The sequence below is a fragment of the Pantoea sp. 22096 genome, from assembly GCF_052045955.1.
Classification (GTDB): Bacteria; Pseudomonadota; Gammaproteobacteria; order Enterobacterales; family Enterobacteriaceae; genus Pantoea; species Pantoea alfalfae.
The window spans coordinates 148,822-167,624 of record NZ_JBQEPW010000001.1; the positions used below are offsets into that span (position 1 = coordinate 148,822).

The window sequence follows — 18,803 nt, forward strand, 5'->3', positions numbered from 1 at the left end:
TGGGAACCTGGAAAGAATTTATCGAAGCGATGTTACGCAACAAGTAATACGCTCAGAAAAAAGCAGGTCATTCCCACTTGCTGGAATTCTTACCACACACAGAAATAAAGCGGCCACTGAGTTCAGTGGCCGCTTTTTATTTAGCGTTAGTCGTGCAGTTTCTCTTTAAGCGGGAAGCGACGGCGGACCAGCACAAAGAACAGCGGCACAAAAAAGATCGCCAGCAGTGTGGCGGAGATCATCCCGCCCATCACGCCGGTTCCCACGGCGTGCTGGCTGCCGGAACCTGCACCGCTACTGATTGCCATCGGCAGCACCCCAAAAATAAAGGCCAGCGAGGTCATCAGAATCGGCCGCAGACGCTGACGCGATGCCTCCAGCGTGGACTCCACCAGTTCACGGCCTTTGCTGTTAATCTCATTAGCAAACTCAACAATCAGGATGGCGTTTTTGGCGGATAGCCCCACGACCGTCAGCAGGCCAACCTGGAAATAGACATCATTCTCCAGCCCGCGCATCCAGGTGGCGATAAGCGCGCCCACCACACCCAGCGGCACCACCAGCATTACCGAGAACGGGATCGACCAGCTCTCATACAGCGCGGCCAGGCAGAGGAACACCACCAGCAGCGAAATCGCATAAAGCGCTGGAGCCTGCGAGCCGGAGAGCCGTTCCTGATAAGAAGCACCGGTCCACTGGAACCCGACACCCAGCGGCAGCGCATTGACCAGCTTTTCCATTTCATCCATCGCCGTACCGCTGCTGACGCCATTCGCCGCTTCGCCGACAATCTCCAGCGACGAATAGCCGTTGTAACGTTCAAGGCGTGGTGAACCGGTCTCCCAGCGGCTGGTGGCAAACGCGGAGAAGGGCACCATTTTGCCGCTGCTGTTGCGCACGTACCACTTGTTGATGTCGTCCGGCAGCATGCGGAATTCGGCGGCGGCCTGCACATAGACCTTTTTTACCCGCCCCCGATCCAGGAAGTCATTCACATAGCTGGAGCCCCACGCGGTAGTCAGGGTGTCGTTGATGGTGTCCAGCGACACGCCCAGCGCCTGCGCTTTGCGGGCATCCACATCAATCTGCAGCTGCGGGTTGTCATCCAGTCCATTGTGCCGTACCCGCGATAGCGACTTATCGTTGCCCGCCATCTCCAGCAGTTTGTCGCGCATCGCCATCAGTTGCGTATGACCGATACCCGCGTGATCCTGTAGCTGCATGTCAAAGCCGGAGCTGCTGCCCATGCCGGTAATGGCGGGCGGACTGCTGGCAATCACCCGCCCCTCTTTAATTTTCTGAAACGCCTGAGTCGCACGATCGATAATGGCGAATGAGGTGCGATCGGCACCTGGCCGATTTTCCCAGTCTTTCAGCCGCACAAACAGACGTGCCACATTCTGCCCATTGCCGCCCGGGCCGGCCCCGATGGTAGAGAACACCGACAGCACGTTGGCCTTCTCCTCAGTGAGATAATAGTGTTCAACTTTCGCGACCACGCTGGCGGTTTGCTCAAGCGTTGCGCCCGCCGGAAGCTGAACCTGAGTCAGGAAGACGCCGCGATCTTCCAGCGGCAGAAACGAGGTTGGCAGACGCAGAAACAGAAACGCCATCAGGCCGATAATGCCGAGATAGAGCAGCAGCCAGCGACCGCCCCTGCGCAGAATGCCTGCAACGCCGCGCTGATAGCGGTCAGCATTGCGATTGAAGTGACGATTGAACCAGCCGAAGAAACCGCGACGCTCAGGCTGCTCGCCCTTCACCACGGGTTTCAGCAACGTGGCACACAGCGCCGGTGTCAGGATCATCGCGACCAGCACCGACAGCACCATTGCCGAAACAATGGTGATGGAGAACTGACGGTAAATCGCGCCGACGGTACCGCCAAAAAATGCCATCGGCACAAACACCGCAGAGAGCACCAGCGCGATACCGACCAGTGCGCCCTGAATCTGGCCCATCGATTTTCGCGTGGCGGCACGCGGCGAGAGCCCCTCTTCGTGCATGATACGTTCGACGTTCTCCACCACGACGATGGCATCGTCTACCAGCAGCCCTATCGCCAGCACCATGGCAAACATGGTCAGGGTATTGATACTGAACCCGCAGGCATAGAGCACGCTGAAGGTACCGAACAGCACGACCGGCACGGCAATGGTCGGGATTAACGTGGCACGGAAGTTCTGCATAAACAGGTACATCACGCCGAAGACCAGCACGATCGCCTCCAGCAGCGTCTTCACCACATCGGTGATCGACGCTTTAACGAACGGCGAGGTTTCATAGGCAATTTTCGCTTCCAGACCGTGCGGGAAGTAGTGCGACAGCTCCTCTATACGTGCACGGACCAGCTTATCGGTGTTCATCTCGTTGGCACCGGACGCAAGTTTTACGCCCAGGCCTGACGCGGGCTGGCCGTTATAGCGGCTCAGATAATCATACTTCTCCGCGCCCAGCGCCACGGTGGCGACATCACCCAGCGTCACCACAGAACCGTCGGGATTGTTCTTCAGCGTAATGGCCCGGAACTGCCCGGGGGTCTGCAGCATCGACTGGGCATTCACCGTCGCGTTCAGCGCCTGCTTCTCTACGGATGGCAGACCACCGACCTGACCCACGGCAACCTGAGTGTTCTGCGACTGAATTGCACTGACCACATCGTCGGTGGTCAGCGCGTAGGCGATCAGTTTGTTAGGGTCGAGCCAGATGCGCATCGCGTATTGCGAGCCGTAAGCGTCTACCTGGCCGACACCATCAATACGGCTCAGCGGATCCTGAATATTACTGGCGACATAGTCTGAAATATCCTGCTTATCCATACTGCCGTCGGTTGAGACGAAAGCGACCATCAGAATATTGCTGTCACCGGTTTTATTGACCGTTACGCCCTGCGACTGAACCGCCTGCGGCAATTTGCGCAGCGCTGACTGCAACTGGTTCTGAACCTGCTGACGGGCTTCATCGGGATTGGTCCCGGCGGTAAAGGTGAGGGTGATCTGTGCCTGACCCGTGTTGCTGCTGTTCGAGGACATGTACATCAGATTATCGATGCCGGTCATGTTCTGCTCGATAACCTGAGTAACGGTGTTCTCCAGCGTCTGGGCGGATGCGCCGGGGTAGTTGGCGGTGATGCGCACGTTGGGTGGTGCCAGATCGGGATACTGTTCAACAGGCAGCGAAATAATCGAAAGCGTGCCGCACAGGCACAGCAGAATCGCCAGAACCCAGGCAAAGATGGGACGGTCGATAAAGAAATTCGACATTAAATCGACACTCCTCAGGGACTTTCATAAGCGTTCAGGCCCACCGGCAACGGGCGCACTGGCCGACAAACCGGATGGTTTTTGCCACGATTTTCCGCCGCCATTTACTCTACGTGCGGCAGCGGGGGAAATCGTGGAGAAATTGAGGAGAAAATGTAAATTCGTTGGCTATTTGCGGCTTTCAAGCCACATTACCGTGGCAGCGACGCGTGAGCGGACATCCAGCTTACGCAGCAGGTTGCGGATATGCACTTTTACGGTCTCTTCAGAAATGTGCAGAATAGCCGCGATCTCTTTGTTCGACAGGCCGCGCGCCACCTCCTGCAGCACGTCGCACTCGCGCCCGGTGAGCTGACGCAGGGGATCGGCACTGTGCTGGCGATTAGCCAGATAACGGGCCACGCCTTCACTGAAGACCTTTTCACCCTGCGATGCCTGCAGAATATGCCCCAGCAGGATTTCCGGCTCGCTGTCCTTAAGCAGATAGCCATCGGCACCCGCATCCACCATGGCGAAGATATCACTGCGGGCATCAGAGACCGTCAGGACCAGAATGCGTGAACTGATCCCTTCATGGCGCAACGCCTTCAGCGTATCCAGCCCGGACATACCTTTCATATTCAGGTCGAGCAGAATAATATCGGGTTCCTGACGGCGGGCCTCGGCCAGCGCTTCCGTGCCGTTGTTGGCTTCTGCGATGACCTCAAGTCGGGGATCCAGCGCCAGCAGCTGACGAACACCGCGGCGCATCAGCGGATGGTCATCCACAATCATCAATGTTAATGCGGGCTGTTGCATAGGTTCTCCATTTCATCGGCTTCAGGCGGCGGCAGAAGAGCAGAGCTGGCACCATAGAGGTCCGTACCCGCTGGCCTGCGCGCTGAGACCGATAGATTATCTGAATAAGTTAACATCACGTCGGGCGCTTTATGTCAGTGAGCGCGCCGGTTGCGGTGGAAAGCGCAGTTCGACCCGAGTACCCCGTTGCTGAGTGTGAATCGTCAGGTTGCCACTCAGGCGCTGGGCACGCTCTGTCATAATCGTCAGACCGTAATGGCCCGCGGGTTCGTCAGTGCTGTTCATTCCCACCCCGTCATCCGTAATTGTCAGTAAGTGCTCACCTTGTTCGCTGTGCTGATAATCCACCCGAATCACCTGCGCGCTGGCGTGACGGATGGCATTCAGCAGCGCCTCACGGGCAATCTGCAACACATGCACCTGCTGTTGTGCCTCAAGACTCTGCAGGCCGGTCTGATAGTTAAAGTGGATCTCTGCGCCGCTTTTTTCCTGCAACGAGGCGATCATCGCCTGCATCGCCGCCACCAGATCCGCCTGCTCAATGGTCAGGCGGAAGGTGGTCAGCAGCTCACGCAGCTGACGGTAGGCATCGGCCAGCGCCTGATCGAAGTCAGCGATAATCGCGTGGGCGGCGCTGTCATCCTTATCCACAGTGCGGCGCAGCAGGGTCAGCTGAATACGTAAAAACGAGAGCGACTGGGCCAGCGAGTCATGTAATTCCCGGGCAATGGTGGCGCGCTCTTCAATCAGCAGCATCTGCTGATATTGCTGCTGTGCCTGCCAGATCCAGATTGCCCGTCCCAGCATCGCCGCCAGGCTGCGCATCAGCTCATTGGGATACGTAACGCCAGCCGACTGCCAGCGCAGTTCGCCAATCTGTTGATCGTCCTGCTGTAACGGCAGACGCTGCCACTCACCGTCAGCCTGAGCATCCCCCGCGCAGAACTGAAACTGGTCGCTGTCCAGCCGGATCGCTGTCAGTTTTTCGCGCGTCAGCACAGTGGTTAACACTGCCTCAAACAGTGCCGGATGCAACGGGCTGGCCGTCAGCATCTGCGAGCTGTCGTAAAGCAGTGACAGCGTGCGATTCGCCTGGGTTAAGTCTTCCGTTTTCGCGCGTACCGTACTTTCCAGTAGTTGATAGTGCGAATGCAGACGCGCCGCCATGCCGCTGAAAGCATGCGACAGTACCCGCAGTTCATTCTGCTGCTCAACGTGCAGCGGCGGAAAAGCAAAGTTGCCGCTTTCGACGTAGCGACTGGCCGTGACCAGCGCATTAAGTGGCCGCACCACCTGCAGCCGGGTAAAGCGAATCGTCATCAGTGCCAGCACGACAATAGCAATGACACCTGCCAGGCTGCTGGCCGCCACCAGACGCATTTTCAGCTCGGTATAGCGCTGCAAATCCAGTACAAAGCGATCAATTTCACCGACGTAGATCGGCACCTGCTGCTGGTATGCCACGGTATCACCCTGCTGCAACTGCTGCTGCAGGGAAGGCCATGCAGCGCGCAGTCGCTGATAGCGAGCGCTGACTTCGCGTGGTACCCAGGGCCGATCCAGCTTTTGCAGCACCGGGGCATCCAGCGTTTGCTGATAGAGCGTCAGGTGATGCGCAAGATTTTGTGGCTGACGGCTGGCGTCCCATGCCATGCGATAGCTCTGCATGCGCAGGGATCCCGCCAGATTGATCGCCTCCGCATCGCGCTGACTGCTGAGCAGCGTGACTAAGGCGAGACCGGTGGTGAGCAGCGACAGCAGGACAATGGCGCTGAGCGCCTTAGCGATGCTTTGAGTAACGGAACGTTTAACAATCACATGGATGGCCCTGTTGAAAGTGCGGGAATTATAAGAGCGCAATAACGTAACGCAAATGATCCATCCCCTGTTTATCGCACAGGCGGTTACACATCGCACATAAAATGACCACAACTGACAGTTCCCAGGACGGGCTACCGATTTGTGGTTAAAAAAGGAACAGGTTTACATCGTCCCGATGTTGCTTTTCATTGCAACGCTAATAATTCATCCAGTCATCAGCTCAACCCGATTACAGATTAAGGAGCATCCAATGAAAAAGCTGAATGCTGTACTGGCGGGCGCATTATTGGCTACCGCTTCCTTTACCGCTTTTGCTGCTGCGCCGGTCGACCGGTCACAGGCTCAGAACATGCAGAGCATCGGCAGCGTGTCAGTCTCCGGCGTTCGCGGCTCACTGGACGATGCGAATCGCCAGTTGTCGCAAAAAGCGGAAGAGATGGGCGCCAGCCATTACCGCGTTATCGGCGTCGATAACCCAGGCGACTCCAGCCTGTGGAGCGGCACCGCAGAGATTTATCGCTAACCCAACCCTCCTGTTTCCATCCCTGTAGCTTTTACCGGCCTGAAAATGGCCGGTTTTTTTGTTTTTGTGCATCAGGATGGATTCTTACAAATCAGCCTGTGCATCTGCCCGGTATATTTTGCTTCGTTCTTGCAGAACGGGTAGGATTCATCGCCGTAAATTCCCGCGCTGCCTGGCACTCACTCACAGGCAAACGCATAGAGGAAAATACCCCATTTCACAGGGCATTACGCCCGAAACGGGGATGCGACGACTGATAGTCAGGACAAACAGGAATGCTATGAAATCTAAAAACAAAACCCCAGGCGAGATGCGCGCTGCGAAACGACGCTGGCTCAACTCTCATGACGCCGGCTACCAGAAGGCGATGGGTAACCGTCACGTACAGATGATTGCGATCGGCGGTGCCATCGGTACCGGTTTGTTCCTGGGCGCAGGTGGCCGTTTGCAGGCTGCTGGCCCCGCTTTAGCCATCATCTATCTGGTGTGTGGCATCTTCTCCTTCTTTATTCTGCGTGCGCTGGGCGAACTGGTATTACACCGTCCCAGCAGCGGCAGCTTCGTCTCCTATGCCCGTGAATTCCTCGGCGAGAAAGCCTCTTATGTGGCGGGCTGGATGTACTTCGTCAACTGGGCGATGACCGGCATCGTTGATATCACCGCCGTCGCGCTCTACATGCACTACTGGGGCGCGTTTGGTGATGTGCCACAGTGGGTCTTCGCCCTGGGCGCGCTGGCGATTGTCGGCACCATGAACATGATTGGCGTTAAGTGGTTTGCCGAGATGGAGTTCTGGTTCGCGCTGGTAAAAGTGCTGGCGATTGTCATCTTCCTGGTGGTGGGCGTGGTATTCCTTGGCACCGGCAAACCGCTGGATGGCAACAGCACCGGCTTCCATCTGATCACCGATAACGGTGGCCTGTTCCCGCACGGTTTACTGCCAGCACTGGTGCTGATTCAGGGCGTAGTGTTCGCCTTTGCCTCTATCGAACTGGTGGGTACGGCGGCCGGCGAATGTAAAGACCCGAAAACCATGCTGCCGAAAGCAATCAACAGCGTGATCTGGCGTATTGGCCTGTTCTATGTCGGCTCTGTGGTGCTGCTGGTGCTGCTGCTGCCATGGAACGCTTATCAGGCGGGTCAGAGTCCGTTCGTGACCTTCTTCTCGAAGCTGGGCGTGCCTTACGTTGGCAGCATCATGAATATCGTAGTGCTGAGTGCGGCGCTTTCCAGCCTGAACTCCGGCCTCTACTCGACCGGGCGTATTCTGCGCTCCATGTCGATGGGTGGCTCTGCGCCGAAATTCATGTCAAAGATGAACAGTCAGCAGGTTCCTTATGCCGGTATTCTGGTGACCGTCGCCGTCTATGTGATTGGTGTGGTGCTTAACTACTATGTGCCTTCTCAGGTGTTTGAGATCGTCCTGAACGTTGCCTCGCTGGGCATTATCTCCTCCTGGGCCTTTATCGTGGTTTGCCAGTTGCGTCTGCGCAAAGCGATCAAAGAGGGCAAGGCGGATGATGTCAGCTTCAAGCTGCCAGGCGCGCCGTTTACCTCGTGGCTGACGCTGCTGTTCCTGTTCAGTGTGCTGGTGCTGATGGCGTTTGACTACCCGAACGGGACGTACACCATCGCCTCCATTCCGCTGATTGCGGTATTACTGGTGCTGGGATGGTTTGGCGTGCGTAAGCGCGTTCACGCCATAGCTGAGACCGAACAGGATCATCACGAAGAAGAGCCTCAGCCGACCCGCCTGGCTGACGACACCTCACGCTGATAAGTTTTGCAGCAATCAGGCCAGCCTCCGGGCTGGCTTTTTTTTGCCCGCAAATCGACACGTTACGACAAGAATTAGGATAGTTTTCCCGTAAGCCCCCCTCTATGATGAAAAGCTCCCTTTATGCGGTAGTGGAGTCCTCATGTCGTTTAAGATCACTATCATCAAAGATAAGCTCCTGTCTGAAAACTGGTTTGTGCTGCGTAACTACACCTATGAGATTACCGATCGTCGTGGCGAGGTTATCCGCCATAAACGCGAAGTCTACGACCGCGGAAATGGGGCGACTATACTGCTCTACAACCGTGAAAAGAACAGCGTGGTCCTGACACGCCAGTTCCGTATTGCGACTTACGTCAACGGTAACGACGACGGCATGTTAATCGAAGCCTGTGCGGGCTTGCTGGACGACGACTCTCCGGAAGATTGCATTCGCAAAGAGGCGATTGAAGAGACCGGTTATGCGGTGGGCGAGGTGGAAAAACTCTATGCCTGCTATATGTCGCCGGGCGGCGTCACTGAATTGATCCACTTTTTTGCAGCGGTTTATAATGAATCGCTGCGCGACAATGCGGGGGGCGGCGTTGAAGATGAGTCGATCGACGTGCTGGAATTAAGCTTTCCGGATGCGCTGGCAATGGTCGCTGAGGGTCGCATTCGTGACGGCAAAACCATCATGCTGCTTCAGCATGCACAGATTGCGGGCTGGCTGACGCCATAAAACCGTGCCAGTAAGCCTGTTGCCGCGTGCCGGCATTGAGGGAGAGTGGTGAGCGTTAATCCACTTTATGTGCGCTTTTTAAGCAGTTAACTGCGCTTTTTGCACAGGTTCACAGATTGTAAACCCTGGCAGGCCCGTTGATGCGCTATTCTCTCCACTCTGGGTATTCGGGGATCGATCTTCTTAATGTCGTATTGGATGAAATCGTTTTGGCTGTTGCCGTCTCTGTGGGTTGCCTCTGTTCAGGCGGAACCGTTGCAAAAGTCATTCAACGACTGGCAAATTACCTGTAACAATGAAGCCTTTTGCGTGGCGCGGAATATTCCGGGGGACAAAGGGCTGGTGATGACGATTTCGCGGCATGCGGGCGTCAACGATCGCCCCTTGCTCCGAATAGACTATGGCAGCGCCTACAGTGGTGCGCTGCCGGGTGGCCCGCTACAGGATAACCTGCTGCTCGATCAGCGCCGGCTTAAACCCGACCTCAAACACTGGACGGTAGAGCCGCATCATCTCGCCACCAGCAATGCTATCGCCATTGATGAATTTTTTGATCTGGTGATGGAGGCCAAAAACCTGCAGCTCACTTTTGATCCCAATGCGCTGATCTCCCTGCGCGGCATGAAGGCCGCGCTGTTGCTGATGGATGACACTCAGGGACGGGTCAACAGTATGAGCGCGTGGATCAAACGTGGCGACAGGGCCAGCTGGGATGTCCCGCCACCGCCTGCACTGCCGCCGCTGCCGCCTGCGGTCAGGTCACCCGCTGCACTGACGCGCGATGAGACCAGCGGATTAATTGACTACGGCACCTGGCGGGTTAATACCGACGCCTGCTCACTCGATCCGCTGCGCCGTGAAGTCAGCGTGGCGCCACTTACCGACCAGCGCGCGCTGCTGCTGGTGAGTTGTGAAATGGGTGCATATAACGTGATCGATCTGGCGTTTGAAGTGACACGCAGTCCGCCCTATGTGGCGCGTGGGATCACCCTGACTCTGCCGTTCACCCCGCCAGGCGCCAGCGATCGTCAGCTTGAGCTGATTAACGCCGAATATGACGCGGCCAGCGGTCAGCTCTACACGTTTGGTAAGGGCCGTGGATTAGGCGACTGCGGCAGGGCGACACGCTGGCAATTTGATGGCACACATTTTGTGTTAGCGGAATATGCGGAAGAGTCGACCTGTGATGCCTGGCATAGCAGTGATGACTGGCCAACCCTGTGGGTCAGCCAGTCTGACGGTGGCGTACAGCAGCGTTAACGAATGACCTGCACCATCATCGGTGAGCCAAGCTGGTTGCCGACCAGTTCGGCCAGCATATTATTCACACCGTCGCTCATCGGCGTAAAGCGGGTCAGCGGCGAACGCGTCACCACCACAAAAACCCCCACGTTATGCTGCGGCACCATCGCCATATAGGTGATGAATCCGCCGCCGCCGCCGGTTTTCTGAATGATACCGGGACGACCACTTTTCGGTCCCATGTAGACCCAGCCCATGCCCAGCGCATCCGCTTTACCCGGCACATCCATGCCTTCGACTTTAGTGAGCTGGTCGCGGCGATAGATCAGCGTCTGCAGGCGATCGATCTGCGGCGTGCGATGGTTAACCGACGAGTTCAGGAACTGCTGCATCCAGCGGCCCATATCATCCGGTGTTGAGTAAACCCCGCCGCTGCCAATCGCGGCCAGCGTGTTATTACACGGACTGGCCCCTTTTTCGGCCACCATCAGGCGTCCGCACTGCTCAGGCGATGGCGTAAACGTGGTGTCCTTCATGCCGAGCGGACGGGTAATCAGCTGCTGAAACAACGCCGGATAGGGTGTTCCACTGGCACGTGACAGCGCATCGCCCAGCAGATCGTAGCCCAGGTTGGAATAGACGGCACTGCTGCCTGGTGCGGCTTTGAGGTTCGCGCGCGCCAGCCATGCCCAGCGTTCGCTCTTCGTTGGCCAGACAAACACCGGACGCTGCGCTTTGCCGCCTGGCTGCTCGCGCGGCAGTCCACTGGTGTGGGTTGAGAGATTAATCAGGCGAATCGGCTGGCCATTGTAAGTGGGCACCCGTGCACCCGGGGGCGCATATTTACTCAGGGGATCGTCAAGGCGAATCTGTCCGCGCTCAGCCATTTTTACCATTACTTCACTGGTCATCAGCTTACTCAGCGAGGCGATGCGAATCAGCGAATCTTTCTGCGGACGGACATTGTTGCCGGGACGGGTTTCACCAAAGCTGGCGAACACCCGCTGATTGCCATCAATTGCCACCAGTGCCATGCCGGTTGCACCGCTGCCGTAAAAGATATGTTCCGCATAGCGATCAACAATCTGAGAGGCCAGCAGCGGATCGGGCGCGACCTGCGCCATGCTTTTTAATGGAAGCAGTGAAACCATCAGGGCCAGTAAATAGGGTGTGCGCATGTTCAACGGAAGTGGCTTCGCTATAAAATCGGAGGAAATCTGCCTTCACTCATCGGGATGCATCAGGTCCGAACCGCGTTATCCCGGCAGAACAACAGCAGGGAAAGACGGACAGCCAGCGCACAGGCAGCATTAAGTATGACGGCTCTATAGTAATGAGTTTGCGCAGGGCGGGAAGGGGGGGAATGGAGTTTTTTTTATGTATCAGGCTATATGTGGAAATGGCCCTTCCCGGTGAGCCGGGAAGGGCATAAGCATTAAACTGGCTTGAGTAATGCTTCAGCGTGGCTGACGATATTCTCAACCGTGAAGCCAAACTCCGGGAACAGCTGACTGGCCGGGGCGGATTCACCAAAGGTGGTCATACCGACAATCGCACCGTCCAGACCGACATACTTGAACCAGTAGTCCGCAATACCCGCTTCTACCGCCACACGCGCTTTCACGCCGCTCGGCAGGACGGATTCGCGGTAAGCAGCATCCTGCGCATCAAACAGGTCAGTTGAAGGCAGTGAAACCACCCGCACCTTGTGACCGCCTGACGTGAGCTTAGCCGCTGCACCCAGGGTGATCTCAATCTCTGAACCGGTCGCGATAAGAATCACGTCTGGTGTACCGTCGCAATCCTTCAGCACGTAGCCGCCGCGTTTGATGTTTTCGATCTGCTCCGGGGTACGTTCCGGCTGCAGCAGATTCTGACGCGAAAGGATTAGCGCTGTCGGGCCATGATGACGTTCGACGGCGGCTTTCCACGCTACAGCCGTTTCGACCTGATCGCACGGACGCCATACGCTCATGTTTGGCGTCAGACGCAGGCTGGCGATCTGCTCTACCGGCTGGTGCGTCGGGCCATCTTCACCCAGACCGATGGAGTCATGGGTGTAGACCAGAATCTGGCGTGCCTTCATCAGTGCAGCCATACGCGCGGCGTTACGCGCATATTCGACAAACATCAGGAAGGTTGCGGTGTAAGGCACGAAACCACCATGATGCGCGATACCGTTGCCAATTGCCGTCATACCAAATTCACGCACGCCGTAGTGAATGTAGTTACCCGCAGAATCCTCTTTGATCGATTTAGAGCCTGACCAGATGGTGAGGTTACTCGGCGCCAGGTCAGCGGAACCGCCAAGGAATTCCGGCAGCATTTTGCCGTAGGCTTCCAGTGAGTTCTGAGATGCTTTACGGCTGGCGATTTTCTGCGGATTAGCCTGCAGATCCTGGATGAAGCGGGTCGCTTCGGTTTCCCATGTGGCAGGCATTTCGCCATTCATACGGCGCTCATACTCTTTCGCCAGCTCGGGATGGGCCTCTTTATAAGCCGCAAACTTCGCATCCCAGGCTTTTTCGCGTTCAGCACCCGCTGCTTTGGCATCCCACTGCTGGTAGATTTCAGCCGGGATTTCAAATGCCGGATAGTTCCAGCCAAGCTGTTTACGGGTCAGCGCCACTTCGGCCTCGCCCAGCGCTGCGCCGTGCGATTCCTCTTTACCGGCTTTGTTCGGTGAACCGAAACCGATAATGGTGCGGCAGATAATCAGTGAAGGCTTATCGGTGACGCTCTGCGCTTCTTTGATCGCCTCGCGGATAGCATCAGCGTCATGGCCGTCGATGTCGCCGATCACATGCCAGTTATATGACTCAAAGCGTTTATGCGTATCGTCGGTAAACCAGCCTTCGGTTTCGCCATCAATCGAGATGCCGTTGTGATCATAGAAGCCGATCAGTTTGCCCAGGCCCAGGGTGCCCGCCAGAGAACAGACTTCGTGCGAGATCCCTTCCATCAGACAGCCATCGCCCATAAACACATAGGTATGGTGGTCAACGATTTCATGGTCCGGACGGTTAAACTGTGCAGCCAGCGTGCGCTCAGCAATCGCCAGGCCTACGGCATTAGCCAGACCCTGACCCAGTGGGCCGGTGGTGGTTTCAACGCCAGGCGTATAACCGATCTCCGGGTGGCCTGGGGTCTTAGAGTGCAGCTGACGGAAATTTTTCAATTCTTCAATCGGCAGGTCATAACCGCTCAGGTGCAGCAGGCTATAAAGCAGCATGGAGCCGTGGCCGTTGGAGAGGATAAAGCGGTCACGATCAAGCCAGGCGGGATTGGTCGGATTATGCTGGAGGAAGTCGCGCCACAACACTTCGGCGATATCGGCCATACCCATCGGCGCACCGGGGTGGCCTGAATTTGCCTTCTGAACCGCATCCATGCTCAGTGCACGAATCGCGTTTGCCAACTCTCTGCGTGAGGACATAAAGTTCTCCCTTGTTATGCATCAGGGCGGGAACGTCCCGCCCGATTAAAATAAAGACTACAGGCGTGCGGCGAGCACATCTTCCAGCTTCTGCTGGTCAACCGCGAACTGGCGGATGCCGTCAGAGAGTTTTTCGACTGCCATTGGATCCTGGTTATGTTCCCAGCGGAACTCCGCCTCGGAGAGCGGTGACGGCTGATGGAAGCCTTCGGTAGAAGGTTCCAGTTTTCGTTCCAGCGGCGCATCGCTGTTCTGCAGCTCTTCCAGCAGGTTCGGCGACAGCGTCAGGCGATCGCAGCCGGCCAGCGCGATAATCTGCTCCACTTTACGGAAGCTGGCGCCCATGATGATGGTGCTGTAACGGTGCTTTTTGTAGTAGTCATAGATACGACGCACAGATTTTACGCCTGGATCTTCATCCGCCACGTAGGGTTCCAGTGGCTTGCGTGAGTTATACCAGTCGTAGATACGGCCAACGAACGGAGAGATCAGGAACACGCCCGCTTCGGCACAGGCACGCGCCTGCGCAAAGGAGAACAGCAGCGTCAGATTACAGTGGATGCCGTTTTTCTCCAGCTCTTCCGCTGCACGGATGCCTTCCCAGGTCGAGGCCAGCTTAATCAGTACGCGTGAGCGATCGATGCCGTGCTCTTCATACATCCGAATCAGTTTTTCTGCTTTGGTGACACACATGCCACGATCGAAGGAGAGGCGCGCATCCACTTCGGTCGAAACACGGCCCGGTATGCTTTTCAGGATTTCCATACCGAGGTTGATCGCCACTTTGTCGCTTGCATTGATAATCTGCGTCTCTTTGCTGCCGCCCTGTTTTTTCGCGTACTCAATCGCGTCATCCATCAGGTGCTTATACCCTTCCAGACCGGACGCTTTCAGAATAAGTGAAGGGTTGGTGGTGGCGTCTTCCGGGTGGTAATTACGAATCGATTCGATATCACCACTGTCCGCCACCACGGTGGTGAACTGTTTTAGGGCTTCTAGCTGGTTCATCTCTAAACTCCTTGAAAAGAAAAATGAAAGCGAACAGGGTGCACCTCAGGCCTCGCAGCCGGTCTGTGGCATGTTCTGCTACCGGTAACGCGAACCCATAACATTGCAACAGAGACTTTCTGATGAAAATGCGGTTTCTCTGATTGTTGCGCTGCGAGGCGGTGAGAAGGAGCCGTCATGCGGTTTTTACCGTGGGGTGCGCCATATTCCATCCTTAAGCATAGCAGTCAGGACGAATGACGCAGGTAACACTGTAGCAATCTGTGCCCTGTGAAACGGAACGGGTCTGTCGGGAGAAAGGTAAGCGCAGCGCGGGTTGCGGGCCGCGCTGCAGCGGGAGAAGCGATCAGACCGGGAGGTTCAGCCAGTTTTTTACCGGCAGGAAATCGCGATAGAGCGCAGCTTCTGGAGAGTCGGCATCGGGCTGATAATCATATTCCCAGCGCACCAGCGGTGGCATCGACATCAGAATCGATTCCGTACGGCCGCCGGTCTGCAAACCAAACAGCGTGCCACGGTCCCACACCAGATTGAACTCCACATAGCGACCACGGCGGTAGAGCTGGAACTGGCGCTCACGATCGCCCCACGGGTGATCTTTACGGCGCGCCACAATGGGCCGATAGGCATCCATAAAGCCGCGGCCTACTGCCTGCATAAAGCTGAAGCTCTGCTCAAAGTCGGGCGTGTTGAGATCGTCAAAAAAGAGGCCGCCAATGCCGCGCTGCTCATCACGATGCTTCAGATAGAAGTAATCATCACACCACTTTTTATAGCGCGGATAGACATCCTCGCCAAAGGGCTGACAGAGATTAGCGGCTGTCTGATGCCAGTGCAGCGCATCTTCTTCAAAGCCATAAAACGGCGTCAGGTCAAAGCCGCCGCCAAACCACCAGACCGGATCGGCCCCCGGTTTCTCTGCGATAAAAAAGCGCACGTTGGCGTGGCTGGTCGGCACATAGGGATTATTCGGGTGGATCACCAGCGACACGCCCATCGCTTCAAAGCTGCGACCGGCCAGCTCAGGCCGGTGCGCGGTCGCTGATGCCGGCATCTGATCGCCATGCACATGCGAAAAGTTGACGCCCGCCTGCTCAAACACCGCGCCGTTGCGCAGGACGCGGCTCTGACCACCGCCGCCGCCAGGGCGCTGCCAGCTATCTTCAGCAAACTGTGCGCCGCCATCTTCAGCCGCCAGCTGGTTACAAATCTCATCCTGCAATGCGAGCAGGAACGCTTTTACGCGGGAAATATCAGCCATCTTTTCGCTTATCGTTTATCAAAGTCTGACGCGATTATACGCAAAAGCGCGCCGCTTGTATGGGCGCGGCGCGTTGCACGACGCAAACCGGCCAGATGAATCAGGCATTGCGGCGGTCAAACTCATCGAAGTAGTTGACGATGCCGCTGGCAATAGCCGAAGCAATTTTCTGGCGAAATGCGATGGTGCCGAGCAACTGCTCTTCACGTGGATTGGTAATAAAAGAGGTTTCGACCAGCACTGAGGGAATCGACGGTGACTTGAGCACCGCGAAGGCCGCCTGCTCGGTGTGCTGGCTGTGCAGATGGTGCACCGGGCGGATCTGATCCAGCACGTGCTTGCCCAGTGTCAGGCTGTTCTTGATGGTGTCGGTCTGTACCAGGTCGAACAGAATCTGCTGCAGATAGTGATCCTGCTGCTGAGCTTTTACGCCGCCCAGTTTGTCCGCATCGTTCTCCCGCTGTGAGAGATAACGTGCCATCGAGCTGCTGGCACCCCGGTTAGAGAGCGCAAATACCGAGGCGCCACTGGCATCGGGGCTGGTAAAACCGTCGGCATGAATCGACATAAAAAGATCGGCACCGTGCTGGTGGGCGATTTCCACCCGCTGATAAAGCGGAATAAAGTGATCACTGTCGCGCGTCAGTCGCACTTCAATGCGCGGATGGCTCTGCAGCTGGCGCTGCACGTTACCGGCAATCTCCAGCACGATGTGTTTCTCTTCAGAACCCTCTTCGCCAACGGCACCCGAGTCGATGCCACCGTGGCCGGGATCGATCATTACAATACGTTTACCGTTTTTCGCGGGCGGGGCAGGGCGTGCATGACGATTTGCCCCGGTAAGGCCCGACTGCTCTTTAGCCTGAATCGCACGCGGCGATAAAATGGCCAGAGCCAGCCCGGAAAGAAGTAACTGACGACGATGAATCAAACGTTTAAGCAGCTGCATGTACGGGTCCGGTAACAGGAATCTTGCCGGTGTTATAGCCTAAGGCTCTGTTGCCTGCGATCACAGAACCATTTCAGGGCATTACTTTGTATTGCAGGTCGCGAACAGAAAATTCGCGCTTTTTTATTTTCCGCCGGTCATCGAGGGTTGCGTGCAGCAGAGAATGCGTGATAATCAGCAAATTGTGCTTATCTGCAGGTAAATAAGATGGAAATCCGCGCCTTCCGCCAGGAAGATTTTGAAGAAGTGATCACCTTATGGGAACGTTGCGATTTGTTACGGCCATGGAACGATCCGGAGCTGGATATCGAACGCAAAATGAATCACGACCCCGATCTCTTTCTGGTCGCTGAAGTGGGCGGCGTGGTCGTTGGCACACTGATGGGCGGCTATGATGGCCATCGCGGCGCGGCTTACTATCTGGCCGTGCATCCCGACTATCAGGGACGCGGCTTTGCGAATGCGCTGATGAACCGTCTGGAGAAGAAGCTTATCGCACGCGGCTGTCCGAAACTGCATCTGATGATCCGCGAAGAAAACGATCAGGTGGTGGCGTTCTATGAGAAGCTCGATTATGAGCCGGTCGATGCGCTGCTGTTTGGTAAACGTCTGATCGAAGACCGTGAATACTAAGCCGTCACCGGGCTATCTGCCGGACGAGTATGACGCCAGAGGGCAGCTGCGGCTGCCGTTTCTTTTTTGGCTGATCCTGTTACTCCAGGCGCGGACCTGGCTGCTGCTGGTGATGGCCGGGGCGTCACGGCAGCAGGGCAACGACCTGCTGGCACTCTTCTATCCGGATCGTCAGACGTTCTGGATCGGTCTTGCGCTGGGTTTACCGGCACTGGCGGGCCTGCTGCTGACCGGATATCGCACCCGCCTGCCGCGACTCTGGCAGCACTGGCGCAGCGTGCTGGCGCTGTCGCTGCTGGTGAATCTGCTCTGGCAGGGCTGGCAGTTTGTGCAGGGCGATCTGCTCACCTCACCGCTGCCATTGCTGCTGACGTTGTTTGACCTGCTGGCGCTGATCTGGCTGCAATCCAGCCGCCGCTGTCGCGACTGCTTTCTGCCCGAACATCATCTTCACTAAACTTTTTGTCGCTTTGCGACTCCAATCAGTTCCGCCTTTCCGGCATCGCATTTACAGGAGTTCTCATGAAAGCTGTTCGTTCCACGCTACTGATCGCCGCCGTTGTACTGAGCGGCTGTGCCAGTTCGGGTTCCGGCGCTGACAGCAGCCAGCAGGCAAGCTGGTGGAATCCGCTGACTTATCACTGGTCTTCGGCGCTGCCGTGGAACTGGTTCGGTTCCTCGCTGACCGCGACTGAACAGGGGGTGGGCGGGGTAACTGCCTCGACCGCCATGAAAGAGGACGCGATTAATGCCGGACTGAACGGTGACTATAGCCTGCGTCAGGGCATGCGCAGTCAGAACGGTCAGGTGGTCTCTTTCTGGCAGGCGCTGGATGATGGCAACGTTAAGCTGGTGATTTACGGGCAGTCGCAGGTCGAACGTATTGAGGTGATGGACAGTGCGATTGCCAGCAGTGACGGCAGTAAAGTGGGAGACGCCTTCAGTAATAAGTTCAGCAAAGCCTTCGACAACTGCACCTTAGCCAGCGGCACCGATGCGCGTGACGTGGCGTGCCGTGCGCCAGGCAGTCAGCATCTGACCTATGTCTATCAGGGTGACTGGCACGGGCCGGAGGGCTTAATGCCCTCTGACGATACGCTGAAAAGCTGGAAAATCAGCAAGATTGTCTGGCAGCGTTAATCCTTTTCTTCAGCGTGCTGCCCCTCAGGCAGCCGCTGACGCCTCTTAAAACCCCCGCCAGAACGGGCTGCACGCGGTTTCTCTCTCCCATCGGCTTTTGCTGATTTCTGCATAAACTCTGCCGTCGTCTTATGCTTTTTTCGACTTTGAAATCATCAAACGATATATAAAACCGTTACTGGTTTTCACTGAGTTATAAATAAACTGATGCCTCAGCGGGTGAGATCCGCA

Annotated in this window: 15 protein-coding genes; 7 read left to right on the forward strand and 8 right to left on the reverse strand. The window is 56.5% G+C overall.

Features of this window, described 5'->3' with window-relative positions; genetic code table 11:
- Window positions 1-146: 146 nt before the first annotated feature.
- From acrD to narQ, 3 genes are all read right to left on the reverse strand, one after another.
- The gene (gene acrD / locus ACTJKZ_RS00685; protein ID WP_440829086.1) at window positions 147-3,263 is read right to left on the reverse strand and encodes a multidrug efflux RND transporter permease AcrD; all 3,117 of its coding nucleotides are present in this window, start codon (window positions 3,261-3,263) and stop codon (window positions 147-149) included.
- 168 nt (window positions 3,264-3,431) lie between these two features.
- Complete coding sequence (locus tag ACTJKZ_RS00690; protein ID WP_161736419.1) at window positions 3,432-4,061, reverse strand: response regulator; 630 nt, start codon at window positions 4,059-4,061, stop codon at window positions 3,432-3,434.
- Window positions 4,062-4,190: 129 nt separating this feature from the next.
- Window positions 4,191-5,879 (reverse strand): nitrate/nitrite two-component system sensor histidine kinase NarQ, encoded by a 1,689-nt coding sequence (gene narQ, locus ACTJKZ_RS00695; RefSeq protein ID WP_440829087.1) that lies wholly within the window; start codon window positions 5,877-5,879, stop codon window positions 4,191-4,193.
- A 253-nt stretch (window positions 5,880-6,132) separates the two neighbouring features.
- Between narQ and ACTJKZ_RS00700 the strand changes: the two genes are divergently transcribed.
- From ACTJKZ_RS00700 to ACTJKZ_RS00715, 4 genes are all read left to right on the forward strand, one after another.
- Window positions 6,133-6,405, forward strand: coding sequence for a DUF1471 domain-containing protein (locus ACTJKZ_RS00700; RefSeq protein ID WP_161736421.1), 273 nt, complete (start codon window positions 6,133-6,135; stop codon window positions 6,403-6,405).
- 280 nt (window positions 6,406-6,685) lie between these two features.
- Entirely contained in the window at window positions 6,686-8,182 is a 1,497-nt protein-coding gene (ansP, locus tag ACTJKZ_RS00705) for an L-asparagine permease (protein WP_161736422.1), read from the forward strand.
- Between the two features lie 142 nt (window positions 8,183-8,324).
- Complete coding sequence (gene nudK, locus ACTJKZ_RS00710; protein ID WP_161736423.1) at window positions 8,325-8,903, forward strand: GDP-mannose pyrophosphatase NudK; 579 nt, start codon at window positions 8,325-8,327, stop codon at window positions 8,901-8,903.
- Window positions 8,904-9,089: 186 nt separating this feature from the next.
- Window positions 9,090-10,163, forward strand: a complete 1,074-nt coding sequence (locus ACTJKZ_RS00715) for a DUF1176 domain-containing protein (RefSeq protein ID WP_161736424.1) — start codon at window positions 9,090-9,092, stop codon at window positions 10,161-10,163.
- Here the strand turns inward: ACTJKZ_RS00715 and ampH are convergent.
- The 5 genes from ampH to amiA all read right to left on the reverse strand — a co-directional run bounded on the left by ampH (window position 10,160) and on the right by amiA (window position 16,799).
- Entirely contained in the window at window positions 10,160-11,323 is a 1,164-nt protein-coding gene (gene ampH, locus ACTJKZ_RS00720) for a D-alanyl-D-alanine-carboxypeptidase/endopeptidase AmpH (RefSeq protein WP_440829088.1), read from the reverse strand. The genes ACTJKZ_RS00715 and ampH overlap by 4 nt on opposite strands.
- A 257-nt stretch (window positions 11,324-11,580) precedes the next feature.
- The gene (gene tkt / locus ACTJKZ_RS00725) at window positions 11,581-13,581 is read right to left on the reverse strand and encodes a transketolase (RefSeq protein ID WP_440829089.1); all 2,001 of its coding nucleotides are present in this window, start codon (window positions 13,579-13,581) and stop codon (window positions 11,581-11,583) included.
- Between the two features lie 57 nt (window positions 13,582-13,638).
- The gene (tal, locus tag ACTJKZ_RS00730; protein ID WP_013358671.1) at window positions 13,639-14,589 is read right to left on the reverse strand and encodes a transaldolase; all 951 of its coding nucleotides are present in this window, start codon (window positions 14,587-14,589) and stop codon (window positions 13,639-13,641) included.
- A gap of 346 nt (window positions 14,590-14,935) precedes the next feature.
- Complete coding sequence (gene hemF, locus ACTJKZ_RS00735; RefSeq protein WP_260059570.1) at window positions 14,936-15,850, reverse strand: oxygen-dependent coproporphyrinogen oxidase; 915 nt, start codon at window positions 15,848-15,850, stop codon at window positions 14,936-14,938.
- Window positions 15,851-15,950: 100 nt separating this feature from the next.
- The gene (amiA, locus tag ACTJKZ_RS00740; RefSeq protein ID WP_161735140.1) at window positions 15,951-16,799 is read right to left on the reverse strand and encodes an N-acetylmuramoyl-L-alanine amidase AmiA; all 849 of its coding nucleotides are present in this window, start codon (window positions 16,797-16,799) and stop codon (window positions 15,951-15,953) included.
- 207 nt (window positions 16,800-17,006) lie between these two features.
- Here amiA and ACTJKZ_RS00745 point away from each other — a divergent pair, with 207 nt between their 5' ends.
- The 3 genes from ACTJKZ_RS00745 to ACTJKZ_RS00755 all read left to right on the forward strand — a co-directional run bounded on the left by ACTJKZ_RS00745 (window position 17,007) and on the right by ACTJKZ_RS00755 (window position 18,572).
- The gene (locus tag ACTJKZ_RS00745; RefSeq protein WP_003848834.1) at window positions 17,007-17,432 is read left to right on the forward strand and encodes a GNAT family acetyltransferase; all 426 of its coding nucleotides are present in this window, start codon (window positions 17,007-17,009) and stop codon (window positions 17,430-17,432) included.
- A complete protein-coding gene (locus tag ACTJKZ_RS00750) occupies window positions 17,422-17,889 on the forward strand; it encodes a DUF2919 family protein (protein ID WP_161735137.1) in 468 nt (155 codons plus the stop codon). The genes ACTJKZ_RS00745 and ACTJKZ_RS00750 overlap by 11 nt, the downstream gene beginning before the upstream one ends.
- A 65-nt stretch (window positions 17,890-17,954) precedes the next feature.
- A complete protein-coding gene (locus ACTJKZ_RS00755; RefSeq protein ID WP_440829090.1) occupies window positions 17,955-18,572 on the forward strand; it encodes an RpoE-regulated lipoprotein in 618 nt (205 codons plus the stop codon).
- Window positions 18,573-18,803: the final 231 nt, after the last annotated feature.